16 protein-coding genes and 1 pseudogene are annotated in these 23,635 nt (G+C 43.5%); 12 read left to right on the top strand and 5 right to left on the bottom strand.

Annotation, left to right across the window (positions count from 1 at the left end):
• The first annotated feature begins 187 nt into the window (after positions 1-187).
• Positions 188-412 carry a zinc ribbon domain-containing protein gene (locus MCT08_RS12000; RefSeq protein ID WP_171980361.1) on the top strand — a complete coding sequence of 75 codons (225 nt, stop codon included), beginning with the start codon at positions 188-190 and terminating at the stop codon, positions 410-412.
• A 22-nt stretch (positions 413-434) separates the two neighbouring features.
• Here MCT08_RS12000 and xseA read toward each other — a convergent pair whose 3' ends face one another.
• Complete coding sequence (gene xseA / locus MCT08_RS11995) at positions 435-1,766, bottom strand: exodeoxyribonuclease VII large subunit (RefSeq protein ID WP_274678491.1); 1,332 nt, start codon at positions 1,764-1,766, stop codon at positions 435-437.
• 229 nt (positions 1,767-1,995) lie between these two features.
• Between xseA and guaB the strand changes: the two genes are divergently transcribed.
• The 5 genes and pseudogenes from guaB to MCT08_RS11970 all read left to right on the top strand — a co-directional run bounded on the left by guaB (position 1,996) and on the right by MCT08_RS11970 (position 8,208).
• On the top strand, positions 1,996-3,459 hold the full coding sequence (gene guaB / locus MCT08_RS11990; protein WP_053310464.1) for an IMP dehydrogenase: 1,464 nt from the start codon (positions 1,996-1,998) through the stop codon (positions 3,457-3,459).
• 218 nt (positions 3,460-3,677) lie between these two features.
• Positions 3,678-5,231: a glutamine-hydrolyzing GMP synthase gene (gene guaA, locus MCT08_RS11985; RefSeq protein WP_053310390.1), complete on the top strand. Its 1,554-nt coding sequence runs from the start codon at positions 3,678-3,680 to the stop codon at positions 5,229-5,231.
• 164 nt (positions 5,232-5,395) lie between these two features.
• Complete coding sequence (locus MCT08_RS11980) at positions 5,396-6,919, top strand: Na+/H+ antiporter NhaC family protein (protein WP_274678490.1); 1,524 nt, start codon at positions 5,396-5,398, stop codon at positions 6,917-6,919.
• Positions 6,920-7,195: 276 nt separating this feature from the next.
• Positions 7,196-7,375, top strand: a pseudogene (locus tag MCT08_RS11975) (carbohydrate-binding protein); the annotation flags it as partial.
• Between the two features lie 233 nt (positions 7,376-7,608).
• Positions 7,609-8,208 carry an acetate uptake transporter gene (locus tag MCT08_RS11970; protein ID WP_053310388.1) on the top strand — a complete coding sequence of 200 codons (600 nt, stop codon included), beginning with the start codon at positions 7,609-7,611 and terminating at the stop codon, positions 8,206-8,208.
• 75 nt (positions 8,209-8,283) lie between these two features.
• Here MCT08_RS11970 and MCT08_RS11965 read toward each other — a convergent pair whose 3' ends face one another.
• Both MCT08_RS11965 and MCT08_RS11960 read right to left on the bottom strand, forming a co-directional pair.
• Positions 8,284-9,834 (bottom strand): alanine/glycine:cation symporter family protein, encoded by a 1,551-nt coding sequence (locus MCT08_RS11965; RefSeq protein WP_053310387.1) that lies wholly within the window; start codon positions 9,832-9,834, stop codon positions 8,284-8,286.
• A 297-nt stretch (positions 9,835-10,131) separates the two neighbouring features.
• Positions 10,132-11,391 carry a D-amino acid dehydrogenase gene (locus MCT08_RS11960; RefSeq protein WP_274678489.1) on the bottom strand — a complete coding sequence of 420 codons (1,260 nt, stop codon included), beginning with the start codon at positions 11,389-11,391 and terminating at the stop codon, positions 10,132-10,134.
• Between the two features lie 105 nt (positions 11,392-11,496).
• On the opposite strand from MCT08_RS11960, the gene MCT08_RS11955 reads away from it, so the two are divergent.
• The 4 genes from MCT08_RS11955 (at position 11,497) to MCT08_RS11940 (ending at position 16,640) form a co-directional block, all read left to right on the top strand.
• Positions 11,497-12,405 carry a LysR substrate-binding domain-containing protein gene (locus MCT08_RS11955; protein ID WP_274678488.1) on the top strand — a complete coding sequence of 303 codons (909 nt, stop codon included), beginning with the start codon at positions 11,497-11,499 and terminating at the stop codon, positions 12,403-12,405.
• Positions 12,406-12,485: 80 nt separating this feature from the next.
• The gene (locus MCT08_RS11950; protein ID WP_053310384.1) at positions 12,486-12,806 is read left to right on the top strand and encodes a DOPA 4,5-dioxygenase family protein; all 321 of its coding nucleotides are present in this window, start codon (positions 12,486-12,488) and stop codon (positions 12,804-12,806) included.
• A 399-nt stretch (positions 12,807-13,205) separates the two neighbouring features.
• Entirely contained in the window at positions 13,206-15,380 is a 2,175-nt protein-coding gene (gene katG / locus MCT08_RS11945; protein ID WP_274678487.1) for a catalase/peroxidase HPI, read from the top strand.
• A 240-nt stretch (positions 15,381-15,620) separates the two neighbouring features.
• A complete protein-coding gene (locus tag MCT08_RS11940; protein ID WP_274678486.1) occupies positions 15,621-16,640 on the top strand; it encodes an AbrB family transcriptional regulator in 1,020 nt (339 codons plus the stop codon).
• Positions 16,641-16,654: 14 nt separating this feature from the next.
• On the opposite strand, the gene MCT08_RS11935 is transcribed toward MCT08_RS11940, so the two are convergent.
• Positions 16,655-19,573, bottom strand: coding sequence for a DEAD/DEAH box helicase family protein (locus MCT08_RS11935; RefSeq protein ID WP_274678485.1), 2,919 nt, complete (start codon positions 19,571-19,573; stop codon positions 16,655-16,657).
• 2 nt (positions 19,574-19,575) lie between these two features.
• Positions 19,576-20,157: a class I SAM-dependent methyltransferase gene (locus MCT08_RS11930; protein ID WP_053310380.1), complete on the bottom strand. Its 582-nt coding sequence runs from the start codon at positions 20,155-20,157 to the stop codon at positions 19,576-19,578.
• A gap of 458 nt (positions 20,158-20,615) precedes the next feature.
• Between MCT08_RS11930 and MCT08_RS11925 the strand changes: the two genes are divergently transcribed.
• Together MCT08_RS11925 and MCT08_RS11920 are read left to right on the top strand one after the other, a co-directional pair.
• On the top strand, positions 20,616-21,554 hold the full coding sequence (locus tag MCT08_RS11925) for a LysR family transcriptional regulator (protein ID WP_053310379.1): 939 nt from the start codon (positions 20,616-20,618) through the stop codon (positions 21,552-21,554).
• Between the two features lie 145 nt (positions 21,555-21,699).
• The gene (locus tag MCT08_RS11920) at positions 21,700-23,619 is read left to right on the top strand and encodes a TonB-dependent receptor domain-containing protein (RefSeq protein WP_274678484.1); all 1,920 of its coding nucleotides are present in this window, start codon (positions 21,700-21,702) and stop codon (positions 23,617-23,619) included.
• Positions 23,620-23,635: the final 16 nt, after the last annotated feature.

Here is a 23,635-nt window from a genome sequence, read left to right as displayed (position 1 = left end):
TCTTTTGAGGGGAGATCGCTGATCAGAGTAGATAAAGCAAATGATCAGGCTGAGATCTTTTAGTGATCATAGTGCCATTCGAAAGAGGATATACACATTGATTAAAGTATTGTGATGAGGATCAATGTCGACAATGACGCTATCTTGGAGCATAGTTTACGAATACATTATTTAAGTGGATTTTGATATGAATGAGAACCTGTGCCCTTGCTGCACAAAGCCCTTAGAATGGGATGGTCGTTATCACTGTAGTGAGTGTGAAAAACATTTCAATAAAGTAGGTTTTTGCCCTAGCTGTGAATCAGAGTTAGAAAAGCTACAAGCGTGTGGGGCGGCTAATTATTTCTGTAATCAGTGCAATGAACTCAAATCGAAATCGAAAATTCGATTTGAGTTCAAGCCACAAGATTAGGCGGTTTGTACTGTTTCGGACATCAGTTCACGGTAGAATGAATTTCGCCATCGGCAAGACGGGTGATCAGTTGATCGCCCGTTTTTACATCTGAAGGTTGGCTGATAACCTTACCGTGCTGATCTTGAGTAATAGAATAACCACGTTTTAAGGTGGCTAATGGGCTAACCGTATCTAATTTTTCAGCGGCTAGCGCAAGCTTATGGCGAGTGGTTAACAGCTTTCTATCCATCACATCAAGCAGCTTTTGTTCAGTTTTCGCCAATCTATGTTGCTGTTGAGCAAGCTTTTGAACAGGAGAGTTCAGTTGTAATTGATGAAATTGCTCATTTACATGTTGTCGCTTACTAGTGATAAAAGAGCTCATAGCACGTTGAAGGCGCATTTGTGTTTCATCAAGCAGCTGTGTTTGACGTTGTAAGCGGTAATTAGGGTGCTGCTTTTGTAATGCGTAATTAAGAGCATTTACTTGTTGCTGTTGCTGGCTTATGTAGTGGCGTATTGCACTACGTAGCTTGTGCTGATAGTTAGTAAATGTTTGTTGCTTATGGCTATTATCACGGCTGACCAATTCTGCTGCCGCAGAAGGAGTTGGTGCTCGAACATCAGCAACGAAATCGGCAATTGTAATATCAATTTCATGGCCTATAGCACTAATAATCGGAATCTCACTAGCAGCGATAGTGCGTGCTACGATCTCATGGTTAAAACACCATAAGTCTTCCAATGAACCGCCGCCTCTTCCCATAATCAATACATCACATTCTGCTCTCGCATTAGCTCTGCCGATGGCTTGTGCAATCTGTATCGCGGCTTGTTCACCTTGCACCATGGTGGGGTAGACAATCACTGGTAAGCTGGGATCGCGACGCTTGAGTACATCAAGAATATCGAATAAAGCCGCCCCAGTTTTAGATGTGATGACGCCTACGCATTTTGGATTTTCCGGTAACGGACGTTTATTGGATTGAGCAAACAGACCTTCGGCGGCCAATTGCATTTTCAGTTTTTCAAATTCTTGCTGAAGACGACCGTCTCCTTCTGGCTGCATACTTTCGATGATGATCTGGTAGTCACCTCTAGGTTCATACAGGGAAAGGCGTGCTTTAACTAAAACTTGCTGACCATTTTTAGGCTTGAAAGAGACAAAGCGATTGCTGCCCTTAAACATGGCACATTTAACTTGGGCACGGGAGTCTTTGAGTGATAAATACCAGTGGCCAGAAACTGGAGAGGAGAAGTTAGATATTTCACCAACCAGCCATACAATTCCCATTTCATTTTCAAGAAGTAGTCTAACTTCAGCATTTAGACGAGAGACAGTGTAGATATTTTCGTTGGCCAGAGAAGACAAGGCTAATCCCCTAGACGAAGGTATGGAAATTAGCGGAAAGATAATACATATCAAGACGTGAAATGCAAATAAAAAATAAAAAAATGAGTGGTCAAGCGATTGCCTCGGGCGTATAATCCGTCCGCAATATCAAATCCAAATCACTTTTCCTTTTTAATGATTAATTAGGTTGAATGAAACAACTTGGATTGACCTTTTATTCACTCCTCTTAATTGTGAGATATTGCAAATGCTAAGAATTGCCAAAGAAGCGCTGACATTCGACGACGTACTTCTCGTGCCAGCACACTCCACCGTTCTCCCAAACACAGCCGATCTTCGTACTCAGCTGACCAAAAACATTGCACTGAACATCCCAATGATTTCTGCATCAATGGATACAGTGACAGAAGCTCGCCTAGCGATCGCTCTTGCACAAGAGGGTGGTATTGGTTTTATCCATAAAAACATGTCTATCGAACAACAAGCAGAGCAAGTTCGTCTTGTTAAGATCTTCGAAGCGGGTGTGGTGACAGCTCCTGTAACAGTTCGCCCAGATGCTACGATTCAAGATGTCATGGATTTAACTGAGAAACACGGTTTTGCTGGTTTCCCTGTAGTGAGTGATAACAATGAACTGGTTGGTATCATTACTGGCCGTGACGTTCGTTTCGTTACTGATTTAACGAAAAAAGTTGAAGCTGTGATGACGCCAAAAGAGCGCTTAGCGACGGTAAAAGAAGGGGCGTCACGCCAAGAAGTACAAGAACGTATGCATAAAGCGCGTGTTGAAAAAGTACTGGTGGTGAATGATCAATTCAAATTGACAGGTATGATCACAGCAAAAGATTTCCACAAAGCTGAACGTAAACCTCATGCATGTAAAGACGAGCAAGGCCGCCTGCGTGTTGGTGCCGCTGTTGGTGCTGGTGCGGGTAATGAAGAGCGCGTAAAAGCATTGGTTGAAGCGGGCGTGGATGTACTTCTTATTGATTCATCTCATGGTCATTCTGAAGGTGTATTGAACCGTATTCGTGAAACTCGCGCAGCTTATCCTGAACTTGATATTATCGGTGGTAACGTGGCAACAGGTGCAGGTGCTAAAGCGCTTATCGAAGCGGGTGTCAGCGCGGTAAAAGTCGGTATTGGTCCTGGTTCTATTTGTACCACTCGTATCGTTACTGGCGTTGGTGTTCCTCAAATTACCGCTATTTCAGATGCAGCCGAAGTTGCAAATGCGTATGGTATTCCTGTGATTGCTGATGGCGGCATCCGTTTCTCTGGCGATATCTGTAAAGCGATTGCTGCTGGTGCATCTTGTGTCATGGTTGGCTCAATGTTTGCGGGTACTGAAGAAGCGCCGGGCGAAGTGATTCTATATAACGGCCGTTCATACAAAGCATACCGTGGAATGGGTTCTCTTGGTGCGATGTCTCAAGGTTCATCAGATCGTTATTTCCAATCAGATAATGCAGCAGACAAGCTAGTACCTGAAGGTATTGAAGGTCGCATCGCTTACAAAGGTCGCTTAAAAGAAATCGTTCATCAGCAAATGGGTGGTTTACGTTCAAGCATGGGGCTAACTGGCTCTGCGACAATCGAAGAAATGCGCACTAAAGCTGAATTTGTACGTATCTCTGGTGCGGGCATGGCTGAATCTCACGTACACGACGTTCAAATTACTAAGGAAGCACCAAACTACCGCCGTGGTTAATCTCTGATTAAAGAGTAATTAACCAGACGTAAACGTTTGCTTTTTCCTTGAAGCATTGATGAGAGGCGGGTACACTCGCCTCGTTTTCATAACCTATAACCACAGCTCAGGGTAAGAAAATCAACAAGTGTTAGATTTTCACGCTGATTGTAGCATCGAAAGTCGGCGTGAATGACTTAGATTATCCTTAGCTGAGGTGAACGATAAGACTGCCCAAAATGACTAAAAATATTCATGACCAACGTATTCTGATCTTGGACTTCGGTTCTCAATATACTCAACTAGTGGCTCGCCGTGTTCGTGAAATCGGTGTTTACTGTGAACTGTGGAGTTGGGATGTAGAAGAAGCGGATATTCGTGAATTCAACCCAGACGGTATCATTCTTTCTGGTGGCCCTGAAAGTGTAACTGAAGCTAATTCTCCACGTGCGCCTCAATACGTATTTGACTCTGGCGTTCCTGTCTTTGGTGTGTGCTACGGCATGCAGACCATGGCTGAGCAATTAGGCGGTAAAGTCGCGAGCTCTGATGAACGTGAATTTGGTTATGCTGCCGTTCAAGTCACCGGTGACTCTGCACTGTTTGCTGGCCTTGAAGCCACTCAAGATGTTTGGATGAGTCACGGCGATAAAGTGGTAGAGATCCCTGCCGACTTTACCAAAATTGCCCAAACGGATACTTGTCCTTATGCGGCGATGGCAAATGAAGAGAAAAAATACTACGGCGTGCAATTTCACCCAGAAGTAACGCACACCAAAAATGGTCTGAAAATGCTAGAAAACTTCGTACTGAACGTATGTGGTTGTGAGCGTTTATGGACTGCTGAATCTATCATCGAAGATGCGGTTGCTCGTATTAAAGAGCAAGTGGGTGACGATGAAGTGATTCTTGGCCTGTCTGGTGGTGTGGATTCTTCGGTTGTTGCGATGCTTGCACACCGCGCAATTGGTGACAAGCTAACGTGTGTATTTGTTGATAACGGCTTGTTGCGCTTAAACGAAGCAGAGCAAGTGATGGATATGTTTGGCAACAAATTTGGCCTAAACATTATTCATGTTAATGCGGAACAACGCTTCCTTGACGCGCTAAAAGGTGAGTCTGATCCTGAAGCGAAGCGCAAAATTATTGGTCACGTCTTTGTTGATATCTTTGATGAAGAATCGAAAAAGCTGAAAAATGCAAAATGGCTAGCGCAAGGCACGATTTACCCAGATGTAATCGAATCTGCAGCGTCGAAAACAGGTAAAGCACATGTGATCAAATCTCACCATAACGTAGGCGGTTTGCCGGATGATATGGAAATGGGCTTGGTTGAGCCACTACGTGAGCTATTTAAAGATGAAGTCCGTAAGATCGGCTTAGAACTAGGTCTTCCTTATAATATGCTTTACCGTCACCCATTCCCAGGTCCTGGCCTTGGTGTTCGCGTTCTTGGCGAAATTAAAAAAGAGTACTGTGATCTACTGCGCCGCGCAGACGCTATCTTCATTGAAGAACTACACGCTGCTGACCTATACAACAAAGTATCTCAAGCGTTCACTGTTTTCCTACCAGTTCGTTCTGTAGGTGTAATGGGCGATGGACGTAAATACGATTGGGTTGTATCGCTGCGCGCGGTAGAAACGATTGATTTCATGACAGCGCATTGGGCACATTTACCTTACGATTTCTTAGGTAAAGTTTCTAACCGCATTATTAATGAAGTGAATGGTATTTCTCGCGTGGTTTATGATATTTCAGGTAAACCACCAGCAACTATCGAGTGGGAATAATTTCTCATTAGATACACCAAATTGAAAGCCAGCCTTCGGGCTGGTTTTTTTATGCCTGAAAAGTGTGAATGTAGGTCTAAACTTTTTTATTGGAAAATATATACATGCGAGATTGTTGAATGTATATTCACTTTTAGTGTTTAAATATTAAAATTGGTATTGCTATGGAACAGGCAGAAGTTACCTCCCTTATCCCCATCATTATTACGTTAGTCCTCGCGCTAACCACAAGAAACGTTGTCGTCGGTCTTTTTGCCGGTGTCGTCAGTGGTGTGGCTATGCTTGAAGGCACATTCATCGACAAAGGTCCGCTCGATTCGTTTAGCGCACTAATGAAAAGTTACCTGTTGCCGCAGCTGACAGACAACTACAACGCGGGTGTCATCCTTCTCTTGGTCTTCATTGGTGGCTTTGTTGCCCTAATGGAGAAATCTGGCGGTGGTGTGGCGTTCGCTAAAAAGGTCACCCAATGGGTTACCAGTAAGTGTCAAGCACAGCTATCTTCTTGGTTAGGCGGCGTTATTATTTTCTTTTCAGACCTTGGTACACCGCTGATTGTTGGCCCTGTCTTTCGTCCTCTTTTTGATAAACTGAAAGTTTCTCGCCAGAAGCTTGCCTTTATTATCGATTCCACTTCATCTCCTGTGGCTATTTTGATCCCCTTCATCGGTTGGGGGGTGTATATCATGGGGTTGATTCAGAAAGAGTTCGCAGCACTGGATGTAGGTCTCAGTGATTGGGATGCCTTTATTGGTGTAATTCCTTATCAGTTTTATGCCTTTTTGGCGATCGCGATTGTGCCAATTGTCTCTTTCTTCAAACTGGATTTTGGACCAATGGCGAAAGCAGAGCAGCTTACAGAACAAGGCTCTGATTTTGGAAAAGCGCAAGATTCACTGAACGTTTTTGAGCATAAAAATGCAAAAACAAGTTTTTTATGGGCACCGCTGCTCGTTATGTTCGTGGTGCTTTGTTCGATATTGGTTCCTCATGGGTTTCCATTTCAAAAAGTAGCAGGGTCAACCTTCCGCGCAGCACTTTCTTCGGCGTATTTCTTTGCTGCGATTACCTTGATCAGTTTGATGGCATTTTACGGTGTGAGAAAGCTTTCAGATGGCATTCAGGTTTACCTAAAAGGGATGTCGAACATGATGTCGGTGGCGGTAATCTTGGTGCTGGCTTGGTCATTGAGTTCGGTTGGTAAGGAACTTGGCGCAGCAGCGTATATTGCAGAGCAAGCACAAGCAGGTTTCCCATACTGGTTATTGCCTGCTGTAGCATTTTTACTGGCAGGTATTATCTCTTTCGCAACGGGGTCATCGTGGGGGACGTTCGCTATTATGATGCCTTTGGTGATTCCAACCGCGATTGCCATTGATGCACCATTGTTGGTTTGTATTGGCGCGGTGCTATCTGGTGGTTTGTTCGGTGATCACTGCTCTCCAATTTCAGAGACCACTATTTTGTCTTCGACTGGTGCAGGCTGTGAGCAATACGAGCACTTTAGAACGCAGTTGCCTTATGCGTTACTTAATGGTGCTATCGCTCTAACAAGCTTTCTTGTCGCAGGGGTAATGGCTTCACCTGTAATTGTGCTGGTGGCGATTGTCGCTCAGTTTGCCATTTACTTATTGCTCTCTAAACAGCAATCTTTGCAAGCTTTAGAATCGGTAACAGCAAACCAATAACAGCGAAATCAAACGGGGGAAGATGCTCCCGTTTTGTTTTGAGCCAAGGTAACAGTTTTTGTGATACTCGCTGTGTAACAGTATTTATTTATAAACTTTGCGTCGCAGAATGAATGGGCTTCACTCTGCGTTTTTTCTATATGATTCACTATGTGTCTAGTTATTCCTTGTATATTGTATTGTTAAATACGGAGATTAGACATGTTTGCACTCAAACATCTGCCTCTAGCATTAAGCTGTGTGATCGCGGCACAAGCTCATGCCAGTATGAATATCCAACCTGAGCCTACACCGCCAAGTTCAGATTTCTCTGTATGGCAAGCGGGAGTAACCCAAGCGAAAACTGGAGATAAGGTTACGCACAATGGAAAGTGCTTTGTCGCGAAAAATAATCCGGGAGTGTGGGAAACACCAACGCAAAGTAATTGGTTTTGGGATGAAGTGAACTGCCAGTAACTTTTCATTTATCTCTTTTCTATTTGAAGCAGCTACGGTGTTGGCTTACCTCAAATATATAGTTTATGTGTTAAATCAACAGCATGATCTTCCAAGGTCGTGCTGTTTGCTTTTTAAACAATTTGATCGCTAAAAATGGAATCTTAATTTCCGTTAATGTTCTTTCCATTTTTGTGTTGCCTCCACTAAAATCCGCGCGTAATTTTTATCAACTTTTTTTAAGGTACTCGCGAATGTCTACTAAATTGGCCAATCCAGCGCCGCTAGGCCTAATGGGTTTTGGCATGACGACTATCCTGCTTAATATCCATAATGCAGGCTTTTTCCCTATAGATTCTATGATTCTAGCAATGGGTATTTTTTACGGCGGTTTAAGCCAAGTTATCGTGGGTATCATGTGCTTTAAACGTGGTGATACGTTTGGTACCACGGCATTCACTTCGTATGGTTTGTTCTGGCTAACGCTTGTTGGCTTGATCGTAATGCCATATATGGGCTTACCTGCAAGTCCTGCAAACTTTATGGGTTGGTACCTAGCTCTTTGGGGTATCTTCACTGGTTTCATGTTCATTGGTTCACTGTGTTACCCACGCGCTAAGCAAGTTGTATTTGGTTCACTAACCATTTTGTTTGCTCTATTAGCTGCTCGTGATTTCACGGGTAGTGAACTGATTGGTACGATTGCTGGTTTTGAAGGTATCTTCTGCGGTGCTAGTGCTATCTATTTCGCTATGGCACAAGTGTTAAACAACGAATATGGTCGTGTTATTTTGCCAATCGGTGAGAAGAAAGCGTCTGAGCCTGTTGTTGCTACACAAGAAATTGCAGCGTAATTAAAATACAAAATAAAAAAAGGGGTTAGCTTCGGCTAACCCCTTTTAGTTTCCACTGCCTTTCTTATTTTTTATTTACGCTGAAGGTTGTTCAAGAACGGTTGAACTCTCTTCTTCTTCTGCTGTGGGTGCTTTACCTGTCTTACGCTTGTATTTTCCTTCCCAGTATGTCGCCCCTTTGATGCCTAACTTCACTGGGTTGAAAATGAATTCCTCTACACCTTGTTTTTGTTGTTCTTCATAATCTCTTAGTGCTGCCATCGCCGGTTTAGCCATAAAGAAGATAATGAGGATTCCGACGATATTCAGCCACGCCATTACGCCAACACCGACATCACCCATTGCCCAAGCTAAGTTTGCGGTTTTAACCGTGCCGTAGAATACCGTAGCGATGATCACGACCTTGAGTACAAACATCAAACCGTTAACTTTGAAGGTACGACGAATGTAAGCAATGTTCGTTTCTGCGATGTAGTAGTAAGCCAAGATAGTTGTGAAAGCAAAGAAGAACAATGCAAATGCCACAAACGGTTTACCAACACCAGGAAGTGCACTTTCAATCGCCATTTGAGTAAATACCGGACCGTTGGCACTGATATCGGCTGCTAGGTTTTGAATTAAAAATACGCCTTCTGCACCACCATGAACGTTGTAAGCACCAGTGATAAGAATCATAAATGCGGTAGCAGAACAGACCAATAAGGTATCGATGTAAATAGAGAATGCTTGAACTAAGCCTTGTTGAGCTGGGTGATCAACGCTTGCTGCCGCAGCTGCGTGAGGGCCAGTACCTTGGCCAGCTTCGTTTGAATAAACACCACGTTTTACACCCCAGCCAATTGCCGCGCCTACGCCTGCCATTGGTGTGAACGCATCACCAACGATCATTGCGAAGATTCTTGGCACTTCACCAATATTAAGCAAGATGATAACAAATGCTGTGATGATGTAAGCCAATGCCATAAATGGCACCACAAACTGGGTAAAGCTTGCAATACGTTTTACGCCGCCGAAAATGATAAATGCCAAAATGATTGAAACAACGGTGCCAGTAAAGATTTTAGCAAAAGTGAAAGTACCGATTGCCGTTTCAATAATAGGGCCTGGTCCAAATGCGGCTTCTACTGCATTACCAATACTGTTTGATTGTACGCCGGGAAGCAGTACACCACAGGCGAAAATGGTTGAGATAGCGAAAATCCATGCATACCATTTTTGCCCCATTGCTTTTTCGATGTAGTAAGCTGGTCCACCACGGAACTCGCCTTCATCTTCTTCTTTGTAGATCTGCGCAAGTGTTGATTCTGCATAAGCCGTTGCTGCGCCAAAAAATGCGACCACCCACATCCAGAACACGGCACCAGGGCCACCAAAACCGATAGCGGCAGCGACACCGGCGATATTACCAGTACCTACACGACCTGAAAGGGAAACGGCTAACGCTTGGAAAGACGAAATGCCTTTAGTCGAACTTTTACCGGAAAGAAGTAGACGCCACATTTCAAAAAAGTGACGAACCTGAACAAATCGGGTCACAATCGAGTAGAACAAACCTGCGCCAAGACATAAATAAATTAATGCCGGACTCCAGATTATCCCATTCAAAAAATCAACAAATGACTGCATAAGCATTTCCCTGTTATTAGTAGTTTTAGTGATGTTGTGTTTGTTTTTGTGAACGACATATTAATCTTTTTGTAACTCAATTGTTAATTTATTTATCTGTAAATAATCAGTAGCGTGACAATGAACACAAAACGCTATTAATAGGATGAAAATTAGATAGGTTTATTAGAGTTAGCTAAAATTTCAGCGTATTGAGGCTTTTCACCCTAAAGGATGAGAAGTAAATCCTTTAGGGTGAATAATTATATGGGTGGGCTCTTTGGCTGGTATTTAATGAAAGGTTGGAGTTTTATGCTGTTAATGTTGAGTGTAGCGCGACATGTTCAGATCAATGGTCTCTAAATGACATTCTTTGTTGCTCATAATGTCAGCCAATAATTGTCCGGAGCCACACGCCATGGTCCAACCGAGCGTTCCATGGCCAGTATTGGTGTAGAGATTATCAAACGGTGTTTTACCAATGATTGGTGTGCCATCCGGAGTCATAGGTCTAAATCCGGTCCAGAATTCAGCACGAGCGAGATCACCGCCTTGAGGGAAAATATCACGAATGACCATTTCAATTGTCGCTTTGCGAGCTGCGGGAAGCGCAGGGTCAAACCCAGCCAATTCTGCGGTACCAGCGACACGTATACGGTCATCAAAACGTGTCATCGCCACTTTATAGGTCTCGTCCATCACTGTTGAGCGCGGTGAAAGCGCTTCATTAATGATGGGAACAGTCAATGAATAGCCTTTGACCGGATAAACCGGAAGATGAATGCCTAACGGTGAGAGTAACTCAGTCGAGTAGCTGCCCATTGCTACAACATAACGATCAGCTTTTAGTTCGCCTTTATCGGTTTGGACACCAGTGATCTTTTTGCCTTCTATATTGAGTCGTTCAATATGGGTATTAAACTGGAATTGCACGCCATTATTTTTCGCAAGCTCGGTGAGTTGTTGGCAAAACAGATAGCAGTCTCCTGTTTCGTCATCTGGCAGGTATAACCCACCACGCAGTTTATTGCTTATCGGAGCCAATCCCGGCTCTTGTTTGATGCAACCGTTTACATCTAATAACTGGTAGCGAATGCCACTTTCTTCGAGCAACTTGATGTCTTTCGTTATTGCTTGTAACTGTTTATCGGTTCTAAAAACTTGCAAAGTACCTTGCTGGCGACCTTGATATTGGATGTGGTGATTTTTATTGAGTTCGGCCAAGCAAAGGCGACTGTAATTTGCGATAGCGAGCATACGTGCTTTGTTGGTGTTGTAGCGATCCAACTGGCAGTTTAAAAGCATCTTACCCATCCAGGATAATAATTTAGGGTCTACGGATGGCTTTATTTTTAATGGAGCGTGTTCTTCAAACAACCATTTCAACGCTTTTTGAGGAATACCCGGTGCAGCCCAAGGTGAGGAGTAGCCATAAGATATTTGTCCTGCATTGGCAAAGCTGGTTTCCTCTGCACTTTTTGCTTGGCGATCAATGACAGTGACCTGATGACCTGCTTGAGATAGATACCATGCACTGGTGAGCCCTACCACACCACTGCCTAATACGATCACATCCATTGCTTGCTCCTAAGATAGTTGTTGCACGTAGTTTTATTGCTTTACCTTTTATTAACAATCGATATAAATTATCACCAGTGTTTAGAATATCTATAAGCAAGAGCGATGAAAGGTAATACCTTATCCATATTGTCGACATTTGTGAAAGTGGCGCAATACAGCAGTTTTAGTGAAGCAGCAAAGAGTTTACATTTAACGACAGGAGCTATTAGTCAGCAGCTTCTCCAGTTAGAGCAGCAGATCGGTTTTAAACTATTTGAACGGCATTCTCGTGGCATTCGCTTAACTGACGAGGGACGAACTCTTGCTAGAGTGGTGGAGCAGAATATTCAAGATATTGAAAGTACTATTGCCTCTCTTAATCAAAGTCGAAATATTAACGAAATCAAACTGAAGTCAACCCCATCATTTGCATTTAAATGGCTTGTACCTCGTCTAGAAAACTTCCATAGAAAACATCCAGATATTCAAATTCAAATATTCGCTGAGGGAGCGCTGGTAGACAGTGACCGACGAGACTACGACTTAGCGATTGATTACGGGCCATTGCCCTACAAAAAAATGAACGCGGAACTGCTATTTGAAGAGTACCTGCTACCAGTGATGAGCGCAGCCTACCTGCAAGATCATCCACAATTACAGCATCGCCATTATCAGCAAGAAAGCTGGGATAGTGTCGTGCTACTGCATGATGCGATGCCGTGGGCAAATGCGTCGCGAGATTACGAATGGCTTTATTGGGCGTCAGAAATGGGGGTAGACATAGCAACTCAACAAGGTCATTTTTTCAATCGTACAGATATGGCGATGTCGGCCGCAGAAGCCGGAGTTGGAGTTGCGATGGCTAGAATGGCATTGATTGATCAAGAACTGACACAACAACGTCTTGTAACACCCTTTGAGCCTATTGCTGCGAATGCAGGGTACTTTTTGCTTTCTCACACTCAAAACCATAGTGTCCATATTTTTGTTGAGTGGCTTAAGGAGCGTATTTCACTTCGATGTTCAAATTAACTGAAAGTCTTCAGCAAATTTATTGAGATCTCTCATCGCTTATTTAGCGGTAAACTGCAAAAAAATGAGAGGAATTCAATATGTTTCATGCCCATGTTTATTTCGATTTAGCACAAAAAGATAAAGCTCAGCAATTGCAGCGAAAAATTGCCCAACAACGTCAGGATATTCGCGCGATGTTTCCATTAGTGCCAATGTTGGTCGGCCCTCATCTAAAACCTATGTTTGAGCTGCATTTTTCAGACAATAGTGATGGCTTTATTGAATGGTTAGATGAGCACCGCGAAGGGTTAAGTGTACTGATTCATCCGGTATCTGGAGATGATATTTATGACCATTCAGATCATCAAGTTCAATGGCTTGGTGACGTGCTTGGCGTTAATTCCAGCGTATTACGCTAGCTATTTTTGAGTAATATCTCTGATATGAAAATATTTTTTATTGTTAAAACACTTAAAAAGTGAGGCTTTCAGTGTAGATCCTCTCTTGTTTTAGAATAAAAAGGATTTGCCTATCAAACTAATAGCTACATTGAGTTAGTGCTTTATTCCTATCTTGCCTAGTCTATAACCAACGCAGCAAACAACTAAACATGCTTTTGTTGAAAGCAAGATGGTATCCCTGTTGATTCCAATTAATGAATGACAGTATTCGCCTCGCTGAGCGATCGCATTGATATAAGGTTGTTCCACGTTTATTGCTTTAAGCCTAATGCAATGAGAAATAAAACATTTTTTGTGCGTGCTTATTGTTTAATTCATACAGTGTCAGCCGCAGTAATGCGAAGCAAGGAGAAAAGAATGGAGAATAAAGCTATGGGAGCTGGTGGTAAATGCCCAGTCATGCACGGGGGCGCTACCTCTGCTGATTTATCCAATATGGACTGGTGGCCGAAGGCACTTAATCTCGACATCCTGCATCAACACGACCATAAAACTAACCCTATGGGTGCAGATTTCAACTACCGTGAAGCGCTGAAAAAGCTTGATGTTGATGGATTGAAAAATGATCTGAAAGCACTGATGACCGACAGCCAAGAATGGTGGCCCGCAGACTGGGGACACTATGGTGGCTTGATGATCCGCATGGCGTGGCACTCTGCGGGGACATATCGTATTGCCGATGGCCGCGGAGGCGGCGGTACTGGCAGCCAGCGTTTTGCTCCACTTAATTCTTGGCCTGATAACGCAAACCTAGATAAAGCTCGTCGTTTGCTATGGCCAATAAAACAAAAATATGGCAACAAAATTAGCTGGGCTGATTTAATTCTTTTGGCAGGAACGATAGCGTATGAGTCTATGGGGCTTAACACATTTGGTTTTGCGTTTGGTCGCGAAGATATTTGGCACCCAGAAAAAGACACCTATTGGGGATCTGAAAAAGAGTGGCTTGCGCCCAGTGGTTCAAAAGATAGTCGTTATTCGGGCCAACGTGATTTAGAAAACCCACTTGCCGCAGTGATGATGGGCCTTATTTACGTTAACCCAGAAGGGGTTGATGGTAATCCTGACCCACTCAAAACCGCTCAGGACATGCGTGTGACGTTTGCTCGGATGGCCATGAACGATGAAGAAACAGTGGCATTAACAGCTGGTGGACATACCGTGGGTAAAGCACATGGTAATGGTGATGCCGCTAACCTCGGAGCTGAACCAGAAGGGGCTGAGCTTGAAGAACAAGGTTTAGGTTGGAACAACCATGTGCAGCGTGGCATTGGCCGTAATACCGTGACCAGTGGTATTGAAGGGGCGTGGACAACTAATCCAACGCAATGGGATAACGGCTACTTCTATTTATTGTTTACTTACGATTGGCAACTGAAAAAAAGTCCAGCCGGTGCGTGGCAATGGGAACCGATTGACATTAAAGAGGAAGATAAACCGGTTGATGTTGAAGACCCAACTATCCGTTATAACCCGATCATGACCGATGCGGATATGGCGCTGAAGATGGATCCGGAATACCGCAAGATCGCCGAACGTTTTTACAAAGACCCTGCGTATTTCGATGATATGTTTGCTCGCGCTTGGTTCAAATTGACTCACCGTGATATGGGGCCAAAAACGCGCTACTTTGGCCCAGATGTGCCGCAAGAAGATCTCATTTGGCAAGATCCAGTGCCAACAGGCAACAGCAATTACGATATCGATGCAGTTAAAGCCAGAATTGTGGCTAGTGGTTTGAGTATCAGTGACTTAGTGAGCACTGCTTGGGACAGCGCTCGTACTTTCCGCGGCTCAGATAAACGTGGTGGGGCTAATGGTGCGCGTATCCGCTTGGCTCCACAAAAAGATTGGCAAGGGAACGAGCCAGAAAGGCTCAGCAAAGTGCTGACTGTGCTGCAAGGCATAGCTACAGAAGCCGGTATTAGTGTCGCTGATACTATTGTGCTGGCTGGTAATGTTGGCGTTGAAATGGCAGCCAAGGCTGCGGGTGTCGATGTTAACGTACCTTTTGCGCCGGGGCGTGGTGATGCCACACTTGATCAAACTGATGTTGAATCGTTTGATGTGCTTGAACCGCTTGCCGATGGTTTCCGGAATTGGTTGAAGCAAGATTACGCTGTAAACCCAGAAGAGATGTTACTCGACCGAGCTCAATTAATGCGCCTTACCGCGCCAGAAATGACAGTACTGCTTGGTGGTATGCGTATGCTCGGCACCAACTACGGTGGCAGTACACATGGTGTATTTACTGATAAGCTTGGTGTTTTGAGCAACGACTTCTTCGTTAACCTCACCGACATGCGTTACACCTGGAAACCGAAGGGCCGTAACCTGTACGAGATTTGCGAGCGTAGTACTGGCGAGGTGAAATGGACCGCGACCCGTGTTGACTTAGTCTTTGGCTCTAATTCCATCTTGCGTTCATACGCTGAAATTTACGCGCAAAATGATAACAAAGAGAAGTTCGTCAAAGACTTTGTCGCTGCGTGGAGCAAAGTGATGAACGCTGACCGCTTCGACTTATTATAAGCTGCTAGGTTAATATCTATATTAAGGCCCTCTTCGTGAGGGCCTACTTCTACCAAACACGCCTTAATAGCTGCTTATCCAGTTTGTTAAAATACTCTTTATTTCTGAGCACTTGCTGACGGTTACAGGCACTATTTCACCGTCTACATATCACACATAATCAATACGATTCGCTATGCAAATTTCCCTAATCAGATACAGTGTTATTTACTCATTCAGTTTCATTTAAAAGGCAGTGAAATGATAAAGACCCTCACACTATCGTTGTGTGCTTCGGTGCTATTTTCTTGGTTGAAAATTCCATTAGGGGCCATGTTTGGCCCGGTAATCATTTTGCTAGTGGCTAACCAATGTAAGCTTTCACTTGCTTTGCCACCTCACACGCTGACTTTTATACAGCTAGTATTAGGAATTAGCGTTGGGCTGCTTGTACCCAGTGATATTACCTCCATTAACTTGCCGCCTTTGATGCTCGTTGGTTTGGTAACCTGTATGTTTGGTCAAGTCAGTGTCTCTTACTTATGGCTGCATAAAAAAGAGCAATGGTCGAAAATGGACAGCCTGCTAGGTTCAGTACCCGGAGCCATGGCCGCAGTATTAGCGCTCAATGAAGCGCAGCCAATCCCATCAAGCAAAGTTATTTTTACTCATACTATTCGTTTAGTCGCTTTAATTATTCTGGCGGGTATTATCGCCTCTGACGCCGAGCCCAAAGCCTTACAACTTACTTTTGACGCTGTCTCGTATTGGTTATTGGCGGTAGCGCTGTTGGCGTGGGTATGTGGAGGCATGTTGGAGAAAATCGGCATCCCAGCCCCTTATATGGTGACTGGAATGGTTACGGCGATCATCGCTAATAGCATGTTGAGCGAGGCACACTTAGCAATACCGCAAGTGCTCGTTTTTGCCGCCACTTCAGCCCTTGGTGCATTATTGGGCATTCGCCTAAAAGATATAACCGGTAGAGAATTTTTAATTCACACTCGTTCTGGGATCATTGTGACCGCATTAAGCTTAGGCGTAACCCTGTTATTTGCCTTCGGTTTTAGTCTGCTATTGGAACAAAGTTTTGTGGTGCTATTAATGTCTTGGGTACCCGGTAGCATTGAAGCGATTACCATCGCCGCTATTTACTTAGGGCTTGAGCCTATGCTGATTGTACTCAACCACGTTACGCGCATGGTGATCCTACATTTGCTTCCTTTAGCAGCTAAGTGGCTCTACCCGACAAAATTTAAACCAACTAGAAAAAGAATATGATCAACAGTAATTCGTTAACGGATAATGCTTTTTAAGCGAGCAAAAGTTCGCATTGTGTTAGTTGCTGTCATTGTCGCGTAGTCGGGGTTTTGTGCTTCGAGTTCGTAATGGTTCGGGCCTATTTTGCGTACTACGCGCAATAAGTAGTGGTTATCGCCAGTTTCATCTTGAGTTTCGATGGCCATCACGAGGTTGGAAATTGAACCTGCGCTCTTTGCTGTTACCCACTCGAGCAGTAATAAATCGCCATCTTCAATTGGATTTTTACCGCCATTCATTGAATTACCTGAGGCTGGCGCAATGAAGTGCCTTTCTGGGTCTAGTTTGCCGTAGCCATGCGGTACTAAATACTGTTCTTGAATATCATGAGTGCCTTGTTTGAAATGACCACAAGCAATTTTTAGGTTTGGATAGAAAGGTAATTGAGTACCGTTTTCGCTCGGTATAGGAATTATTTCAGCCGTAGTCTGAATGGACTTCGACTGTGTGTAATCTTTTTGTTTAGCAACTCGTTGTATATATTCAGCAAAACGTAAATCGACGAGTTCTTGAATGAGGTCATGCAGTAGCGGTAAATCGGCGCTGTCTATTTCAAAAGTTGGAACAAAATGATCATCCTCAATCTTAAACCACGCATTGCCAGTTGAATCTGAGTTTGTAAACGCTTTAACTGGGTTCCGATTCCAATAACTAAGCCATCCTTGATCTGTCGCTTTAAATTTTTTTGCCTGATCAGTGAGATCTCGCTGCCTAAGGTCAGGTCTGCGTAACAGTACTTTATGACTTTGAATAGCTAATTCACCCAATGTAGGTGGAATACGTAAGCCGTCTAATTCTAATAGTGCTTCAAGCAGCACGGCTTTAAAGCATTTGGTCATTGAGGTGACTTCTATTGCTTTGAGTAAAAAATCACCGTACTTCATCAGGCGTTGAGCCAGCGATATATCTGCTTCTTGGTCGGCGACGAATGCAAACCAACTTTTCATCTGTCGGCGAATTTTACTAAGGTCATAGCCATGATGGAAAAACTCGGCAGCAGTGGGGCGATGCGCTAATTGATGTTTTAGATCTTGATAATCTTCAGCCGCAGTTGAACGGATTTTCTTCGCCAACGTTTGCCAAAAATCAATCAGGTGCGGATCAAAATTTACGTAACAACCAGCCGCTAGATTCAACTGATGATTGAGGGCTTCAGCGATTTCTTTTAGTGAACCGACATTGAGTAGGGTGGCTGGTCTATTTAAGAACGAAGTGTGGTTCCCAATGAAATCCAAGACCACTAATTGCTCTTTACCAGTGCTAGGAGATTGGCGTAAGCCGCGCCCTAATTGTTGTAAAAACAGGATTTTTGATTCAGTAGGGCGGATCATCAAGATGGTATCAATTGCAGGGAGATCGGTTCCTTCATTGAATAGATCGACAGAAAACAGAATATCGATGCTTCCTTCATCTAACTGCTTTAAGGCGTCATTTCGGCGTATTTTCGAGTCACTGTATACAGCTAAGGCGCGCACGCCTTGTTTGCAAAAATGTTCAGCCATGTAATCGGCATGACGTTTAGAAACGCAAAATGCTAAGGTTCTCTGCTGTTTTCTGTCTAGCCAATGCTGATATATATGTCCGGCACGCTGTTTGGTTGCAAATGCACTATCCAAAGTTGTGGGATCAAACTTACCATTTCTCCAAGGAATTTCTTGATAATCTACGAATTGGTCGTAAATCCCGAAGTAATTGAATGGCACTAGGATGTTCTCATCAATACCATGAACCAAGTTACGCTCAAACACTAAATTGTTATCGCAAAGCGACAAAATGTCGGCTTGATCAGAACGTTCTGGTGTTGCGGTTAATCCTAAAAGAAAGTTTGGTTGAAAATAAGCCAATAAATCTCGGTAGCTGCGAGCACTGGCGTGATGAAATTCATCAACAACAATGTAATCAAAATGGTTTACTTCAAAGCGTGTTAAATGTGTTTTTTTGCCAAGAGTGGCTACCGATGCAAAAAGATAATCAGCTTCTACGGTTTTTTGATCACCGTTATATAAACCTGTTTTTACATTTGGGAGCAATTTGCTAAACGTACTTTCAGCTTGAGTGACGATCTCTTCTCTATGAGCAACAAATAGTACTCGTTTGGCTTGTGCTTGCTTTGCATCAAAAGCGGCTAACCATGTTTTTCCCATCCCTGTCGCTAAGACAACGAGTCCTCGTGTATAGCCTTGCTGACGGCTTTTACTCAGTGCTGATAAAGCCAAAACTTGAATCGAGTTAGGTGTGGGTGTCTCTACATAACTATCTGAGTCATTAAATAGTGACAATGAACGTTGTGCTTTAAGTTGCTGGTGGCGTAATACGTACTCATCGATCCAGTGATGAGAGAGAAGAATACTTTGCTTGTGCTTAAAAATAGCCGAAAATTGCTCGCGAATATGTGTAAATTCTTGTGCTGCAGGAGAGGTAATCGGCTTCTCAAAATCATGGCGTAATGCCCACTCATAGCTCTGCAATAGTGCGGTTTTACTGATGTTATTTGAGCCAATCCAAGCGCACCCCTCACTAATGGTTCCCTGTTCTGTTTTGACAAATATATAGGATTTCATATGAAAACTATGCTGGTTTTCACAGGTAAAAATTCGGCATTGTGCACCACGCTCGGCCAGTATCATGAGCCTTCTTAGTGCCACTGGGTGGGTTATTGCTAAATAGTCTGAAGTGAGCAGTTTTAATGATGCCCCACTTTTGAGCGCATCAAGAATAGGGTCAAACAGCAAATCTAACCCTGAAGGTTGTATAAAAGAGACCGAAATTTCTATTTCACTTGCGTGGTTAATCGCTTGGATTAACTTAGGGAGTAAAGGATCTTGTTCTCCTCCTGCACTCAGTTTTGGGCCGCTATATAAGGTTGCCTGATCATTCGTTCTATGGGCGCTCATCACTATTCACTTTTAATCAGAATGGCATTCAACCACTGCTCATGTTGGCGCTCTGACCTCAAGTCATGAGTTCGCCAGATTTTTTCAATTTTCAACGGTGTGTGAGTTATCCATTCAGATAACCGCTGCTCATTACCGTTGGTAAACCTACGACCATCACGTTCAACTTCGTCGGTTCCATATTTAAACGAGCAATACAGTGGTGCAGATGGTTTTAATTGAGAGGCTAAATGAGAGAATGTACTAGGAAGATCCAGTTCACGGACATGCAGTAACGATGCGCAAGCCCAAATACCATCAAAGGGCTTATCACTATAAAAATTAGTAAAGGTTGATACTGTGACAGGAATTTGAAGTAATTGAGAGGCTAGGCTTGCCAATGCTTCACTAGCATCAAATGCCGTAACTTGATAACCCAAGTCGATGAAGTTTTTTGCATCTCGTCCAGAACCACACCCTGCATCAAGGATTGTGCCTCCCTGAGGTAAATAGGGAGTAAAGTGCTCAATCAGAGAACTGGTGTCTACTTCTTTGGTCGTTGTAAAAAACAGCTGTGCGTTTTGGTTGTAGAACTCGATAGACATAACCGCTCCTTTAAGTGAGCGTCATTCTAACTATCTAATACCAAAGGCTCAATTGATTGCAGTACAAGTGTGATCAATTGAGTTATTTGAGTTTAACGATATGCTTACCACTTAAGCTGCTGCGTTGTTATCTATGCTCACAGTGCATTCAAGCTAAGAGTCGGTCAGCTTATTCATAATAGTCCCAATTTAGCTTGTCATTTTCTCATGATTACCTTTCATCGGGGGTAGCGTTACTTTCCAAATAACTAAAGTCAGCAGGAAACAAGGTAACTTTCAGTTTAATCAAGGCAATAGGATGGTTATTGTTGGAACACTCGATTTATGTGACACTCACATTAGCGACTCAAGATACAGAGTAGACAGAAACGGTGGTAATATTTGTAAGGTTGATCAGCATCACTGATCAACTCACCTTCATATCCTCCTTAATTGCAGATTAAAGTGTAAAACGATTTATGAAAATTCCTCAGGTCGATGTAACGTCACTTTACATTCTTAAATGCCTTCTAGAAGAAAAGCATGTATCGAACACCGCTTTGTTGCTCAATACTAGTCAGTCTTCAGTGAGTCGAGCGTTGCAAAAAATGCGACTGTTTTTTGATGATGAGTTGCTGGTGCGCACGAGTTTTGGCTATGAACTTACTCCTAAGGCAGAAGCGATTAAGTCAGATATCTCAGCCTTGATTATCAGCCTTGAAAAGCTATCGCATAAGAACTCATTTGAACCAGAGAAGGTGGAAGGCACGGTTCGATTTTATGGTTTGCAGCCTCAGATCAATGCCATGATGCCAAAACTTGTTGCTGCAATTCGCGAGCGAGCGCCGAATCTTGTTGTCAGCATCGACACAACGCCGAAACGCCATTTTGAGGAGCTGGTGTCTGGTGACGTGCATTTCTTGCTTTCTTCCCATGAGCCACCGACATCAGAACAAAATATCTATCGTAAGGTTGTGGCTAAACGAGATTTTCGTTTGTTGATGGGTCGAAACCATCCTCTTGCCAATGAAGTGTTAACGGCAGAGAAGTTGCGTGATTACCATTTTGGCCAAATCTCTCTACAGGGAGAAAAAACACTGTCGTTCGAACACAAATTCATTGAGTTAGGTTTGGCGGATAAGAAGCAGCGTTTGTCTGCTCCGGTGCAACTCACCAACTTCACATCAGCGCCGAGTATTGCCGCTGAAACGGACATTATCTTTCATTTACCGACGCCATTCGCCGAAGCGGCTTGTCTGGATGAACGCTTAATTACACGCGAAGTTCCAGAGCTACTGCGTTTGGATTTCTCACAAGTTTATCTGTATTGGCACAAGCGTTTTCATGATGACCCAATGTGTATTTGGATCCGTGAACTATTCAGCGAATTGTTTGAAGACAACGGAATGTACGCATAAGTGCATGATTGAGTACTCCAAATCAACATTGCAGATCCTGCATAATTGGATTCGATATTGTGCATACTGTATTGATTGAAAGTATGGGGTAATGAAGGTTTAATTGATAACAATTATCAGTTGCAAATGAAATTGGTTGTCAAAAATGCTTAAGAATATCCCATTTGTTTGTCGCACTGCGGTAAATGCTACCGCAGGTATTTCAGCGATACTCCCTTTTGCTTCTTTTGCTGAATCTCAAACGCAGGAAGACCACACTATTATGGAAACCATAGTGGTAACGGCTTCTGGTTATGAACAATCGACATTAGAAGCGCCAGCATCGATCAGTGTGATCGACCATACGCAAATCGAAAACCGTTCTTATAAAGATCTAACCGATGCTTTGAAAGACATTCCAGGTGTTGTCATTACTGGAGGTGGTTCTCGTCAAGAGATCTCTTTGCGTGGTATGCCGTCAGATTACACGGCAATTCTCGTTGATGGACGTAAGCAATCTGGTCGCGAAACACAGGTCAGTGGCGGGGGAGGTTTTGAGCAGGATTGGTTACCTCCGCTTAATGCGATTGAGCGTATTGAAGTGGTGCGTGGCCCTATGTCGACCTTGTATGGTTCCGATGCCATCGGTGGTGTGATCAACATTATTACGCGCAAAGATTTCCCTGAGTGGACGGGTAGTGTACGCGCGGAAGCAACGCTGCAAGAAAACAGCAAGTCGGGCAATTTCTATCAAGGTGAAATCTACCTCGCAGGTCCATTGGTTGATGGCTTGGTGAGCACTGCGATCTCAGGTATGTATCAAGAGCGCATTGAAGATGAAATTCTTTATGCAAATGGCGGTAAAACACTTGAGAACTATCGTGCGTCTGTGTATTTCACACCAACAGAAGAAGACACATTCACCCTTGATTACACTCACCACGATCAAGAGCGAGTGAACACGGAAGGGAAGTCTAGGACTAAGAGCTCTGCGACCAACAATAACCGTCAATCGATTGGTATTGCACATGATGCTAACTATGAATCTGTAACTGGTTCTTCATACATCAGCACTGAAACGGTTGAAAATGTAGGGCGCGGTTTAGAAGTACAAAATATCAATGCCAATACTCAATGGTCCAAAGCATTTGGTATGCATTACATTTCAATCGGTGCTGCATTTGAAAGTGAAGAACTAGATAACGGTGATTTTGTTTTCAAGAACTCGCAATGGTCGGTATTTGCTGAAGATGAATGGTACCTGACGAATGACTTTGCTTTAACTCTGGGTTTGCGATACGACGATAACGAACAGTTTAACTCGCATCTTAGTCCGCGAGTGTACGGTGTTTGGACACTAAATCCAGAATGGACGATGAAGGGCGGAGTTTCAACGGGTTATCGTGCTCCAAGCTTGACTGAAATGGAAGATGATTGGACGCAAGAAAGCTGTAACGGTAGGTGTGAGGTTTACGGAAATGCAGATTTGAAACCAGAGTCCTCAGTTAACACTGAACTAGGTGTGTATTTCTCAGGTGTAAACGATCTGAATTCCAGTCTAACCGTGTTCTACAATGATTTTAAAGATAAGATCGATAATGTAAACCTAGACCCAAGTTGTACTGGGCGTGCGTGTGATTCTACCTATGTGAACATCGAAGATGCGATCACTTATGGTGCGGAGGGCTCGATCAATAAAGGCATCACTGAAACGATCAACGTAGGCGCGACTTACACCTATACCTACAGTGAGAAGAAGTCGGGTGAAGATAAAGGTCAACCGTTGACGCAAGCGCCAGAGCACTTAATTGCGCTGAATGCAGACTGGGCTATTCGTGATAATGTTAACTCGTGGCTTCGTGTGTCTTATCGTAGTGAAGAGTCCAATCCAATCACGGTGGATTCGCTCAATGTCTCAGCGCCTTCAATTACTTATGTGGACTTTGGTGGTAATTGGCAAATCAATCGCCAACTCAAGCTGATGGCAGGCATCTACAACCTATTCGATGCGGAAACGACTTACGATGAATATGGTTACGTTGAAGATGGTCGCCGTTACTGGGTTGCTGCAGAAGCATCGTTTTAATGTTGGATTTTAAATC

Origin of the sequence: Vibrio aestuarianus, from assembly GCF_028858425.1 — a bacterium.
Lineage (GTDB): Bacteria > Pseudomonadota > Gammaproteobacteria > Enterobacterales > Vibrionaceae > Vibrio > Vibrio aestuarianus.
This window is presented reverse-complemented; position numbering and strand designations above follow the sequence as displayed.

Coding starts and splice junctions, on each gene's coding strand:
- MCT08_RS12000 (WP_171980361.1), top strand. CDS start 188: ATGAATGAGAACCTGTGCCCTTGCTGCACAAAGCCCTTAGAATGGGAT.
- guaB (WP_053310464.1), top strand. CDS start 1,996: ATGCTAAGAATTGCCAAAGAAGCGCTGACATTCGACGACGTACTTCTC.
- guaA (WP_053310390.1), top strand. CDS start 3,678: ATGACTAAAAATATTCATGACCAACGTATTCTGATCTTGGACTTCGGT.
- MCT08_RS11980 (WP_274678490.1), top strand. CDS start 5,396: ATGGAACAGGCAGAAGTTACCTCCCTTATCCCCATCATTATTACGTTA.
- MCT08_RS11970 (WP_053310388.1), top strand. CDS start 7,609: ATGTCTACTAAATTGGCCAATCCAGCGCCGCTAGGCCTAATGGGTTTT.
- MCT08_RS11965 (WP_053310387.1), bottom strand. CDS start 9,834: ATGCAGTCATTTGTTGATTTTTTGAATGGGATAATCTGGAGTCCGGCA.
- MCT08_RS11960 (WP_274678489.1), bottom strand. CDS start 11,391: ATGGATGTGATCGTATTAGGCAGTGGTGTGGTAGGGCTCACCAGTGCA.
- MCT08_RS11955 (WP_274678488.1), top strand. CDS start 11,497: ATGAAAGGTAATACCTTATCCATATTGTCGACATTTGTGAAAGTGGCG.
- MCT08_RS11950 (WP_053310384.1), top strand. CDS start 12,486: ATGTTTCATGCCCATGTTTATTTCGATTTAGCACAAAAAGATAAAGCT.
- katG (WP_274678487.1), top strand. CDS start 13,206: ATGGAGAATAAAGCTATGGGAGCTGGTGGTAAATGCCCAGTCATGCAC.
- MCT08_RS11940 (WP_274678486.1), top strand. CDS start 15,621: ATGATAAAGACCCTCACACTATCGTTGTGTGCTTCGGTGCTATTTTCT.
- MCT08_RS11935 (WP_274678485.1), bottom strand. CDS start 19,573: ATGAGCGCCCATAGAACGAATGATCAGGCAACCTTATATAGCGGCCCA.
- MCT08_RS11930 (WP_053310380.1), bottom strand. CDS start 20,157: ATGTCTATCGAGTTCTACAACCAAAACGCACAGCTGTTTTTTACAACG.
- MCT08_RS11925 (WP_053310379.1), top strand. CDS start 20,616: ATGAAAATTCCTCAGGTCGATGTAACGTCACTTTACATTCTTAAATGC.
- MCT08_RS11920 (WP_274678484.1), top strand. CDS start 21,700: ATGCTTAAGAATATCCCATTTGTTTGTCGCACTGCGGTAAATGCTACC.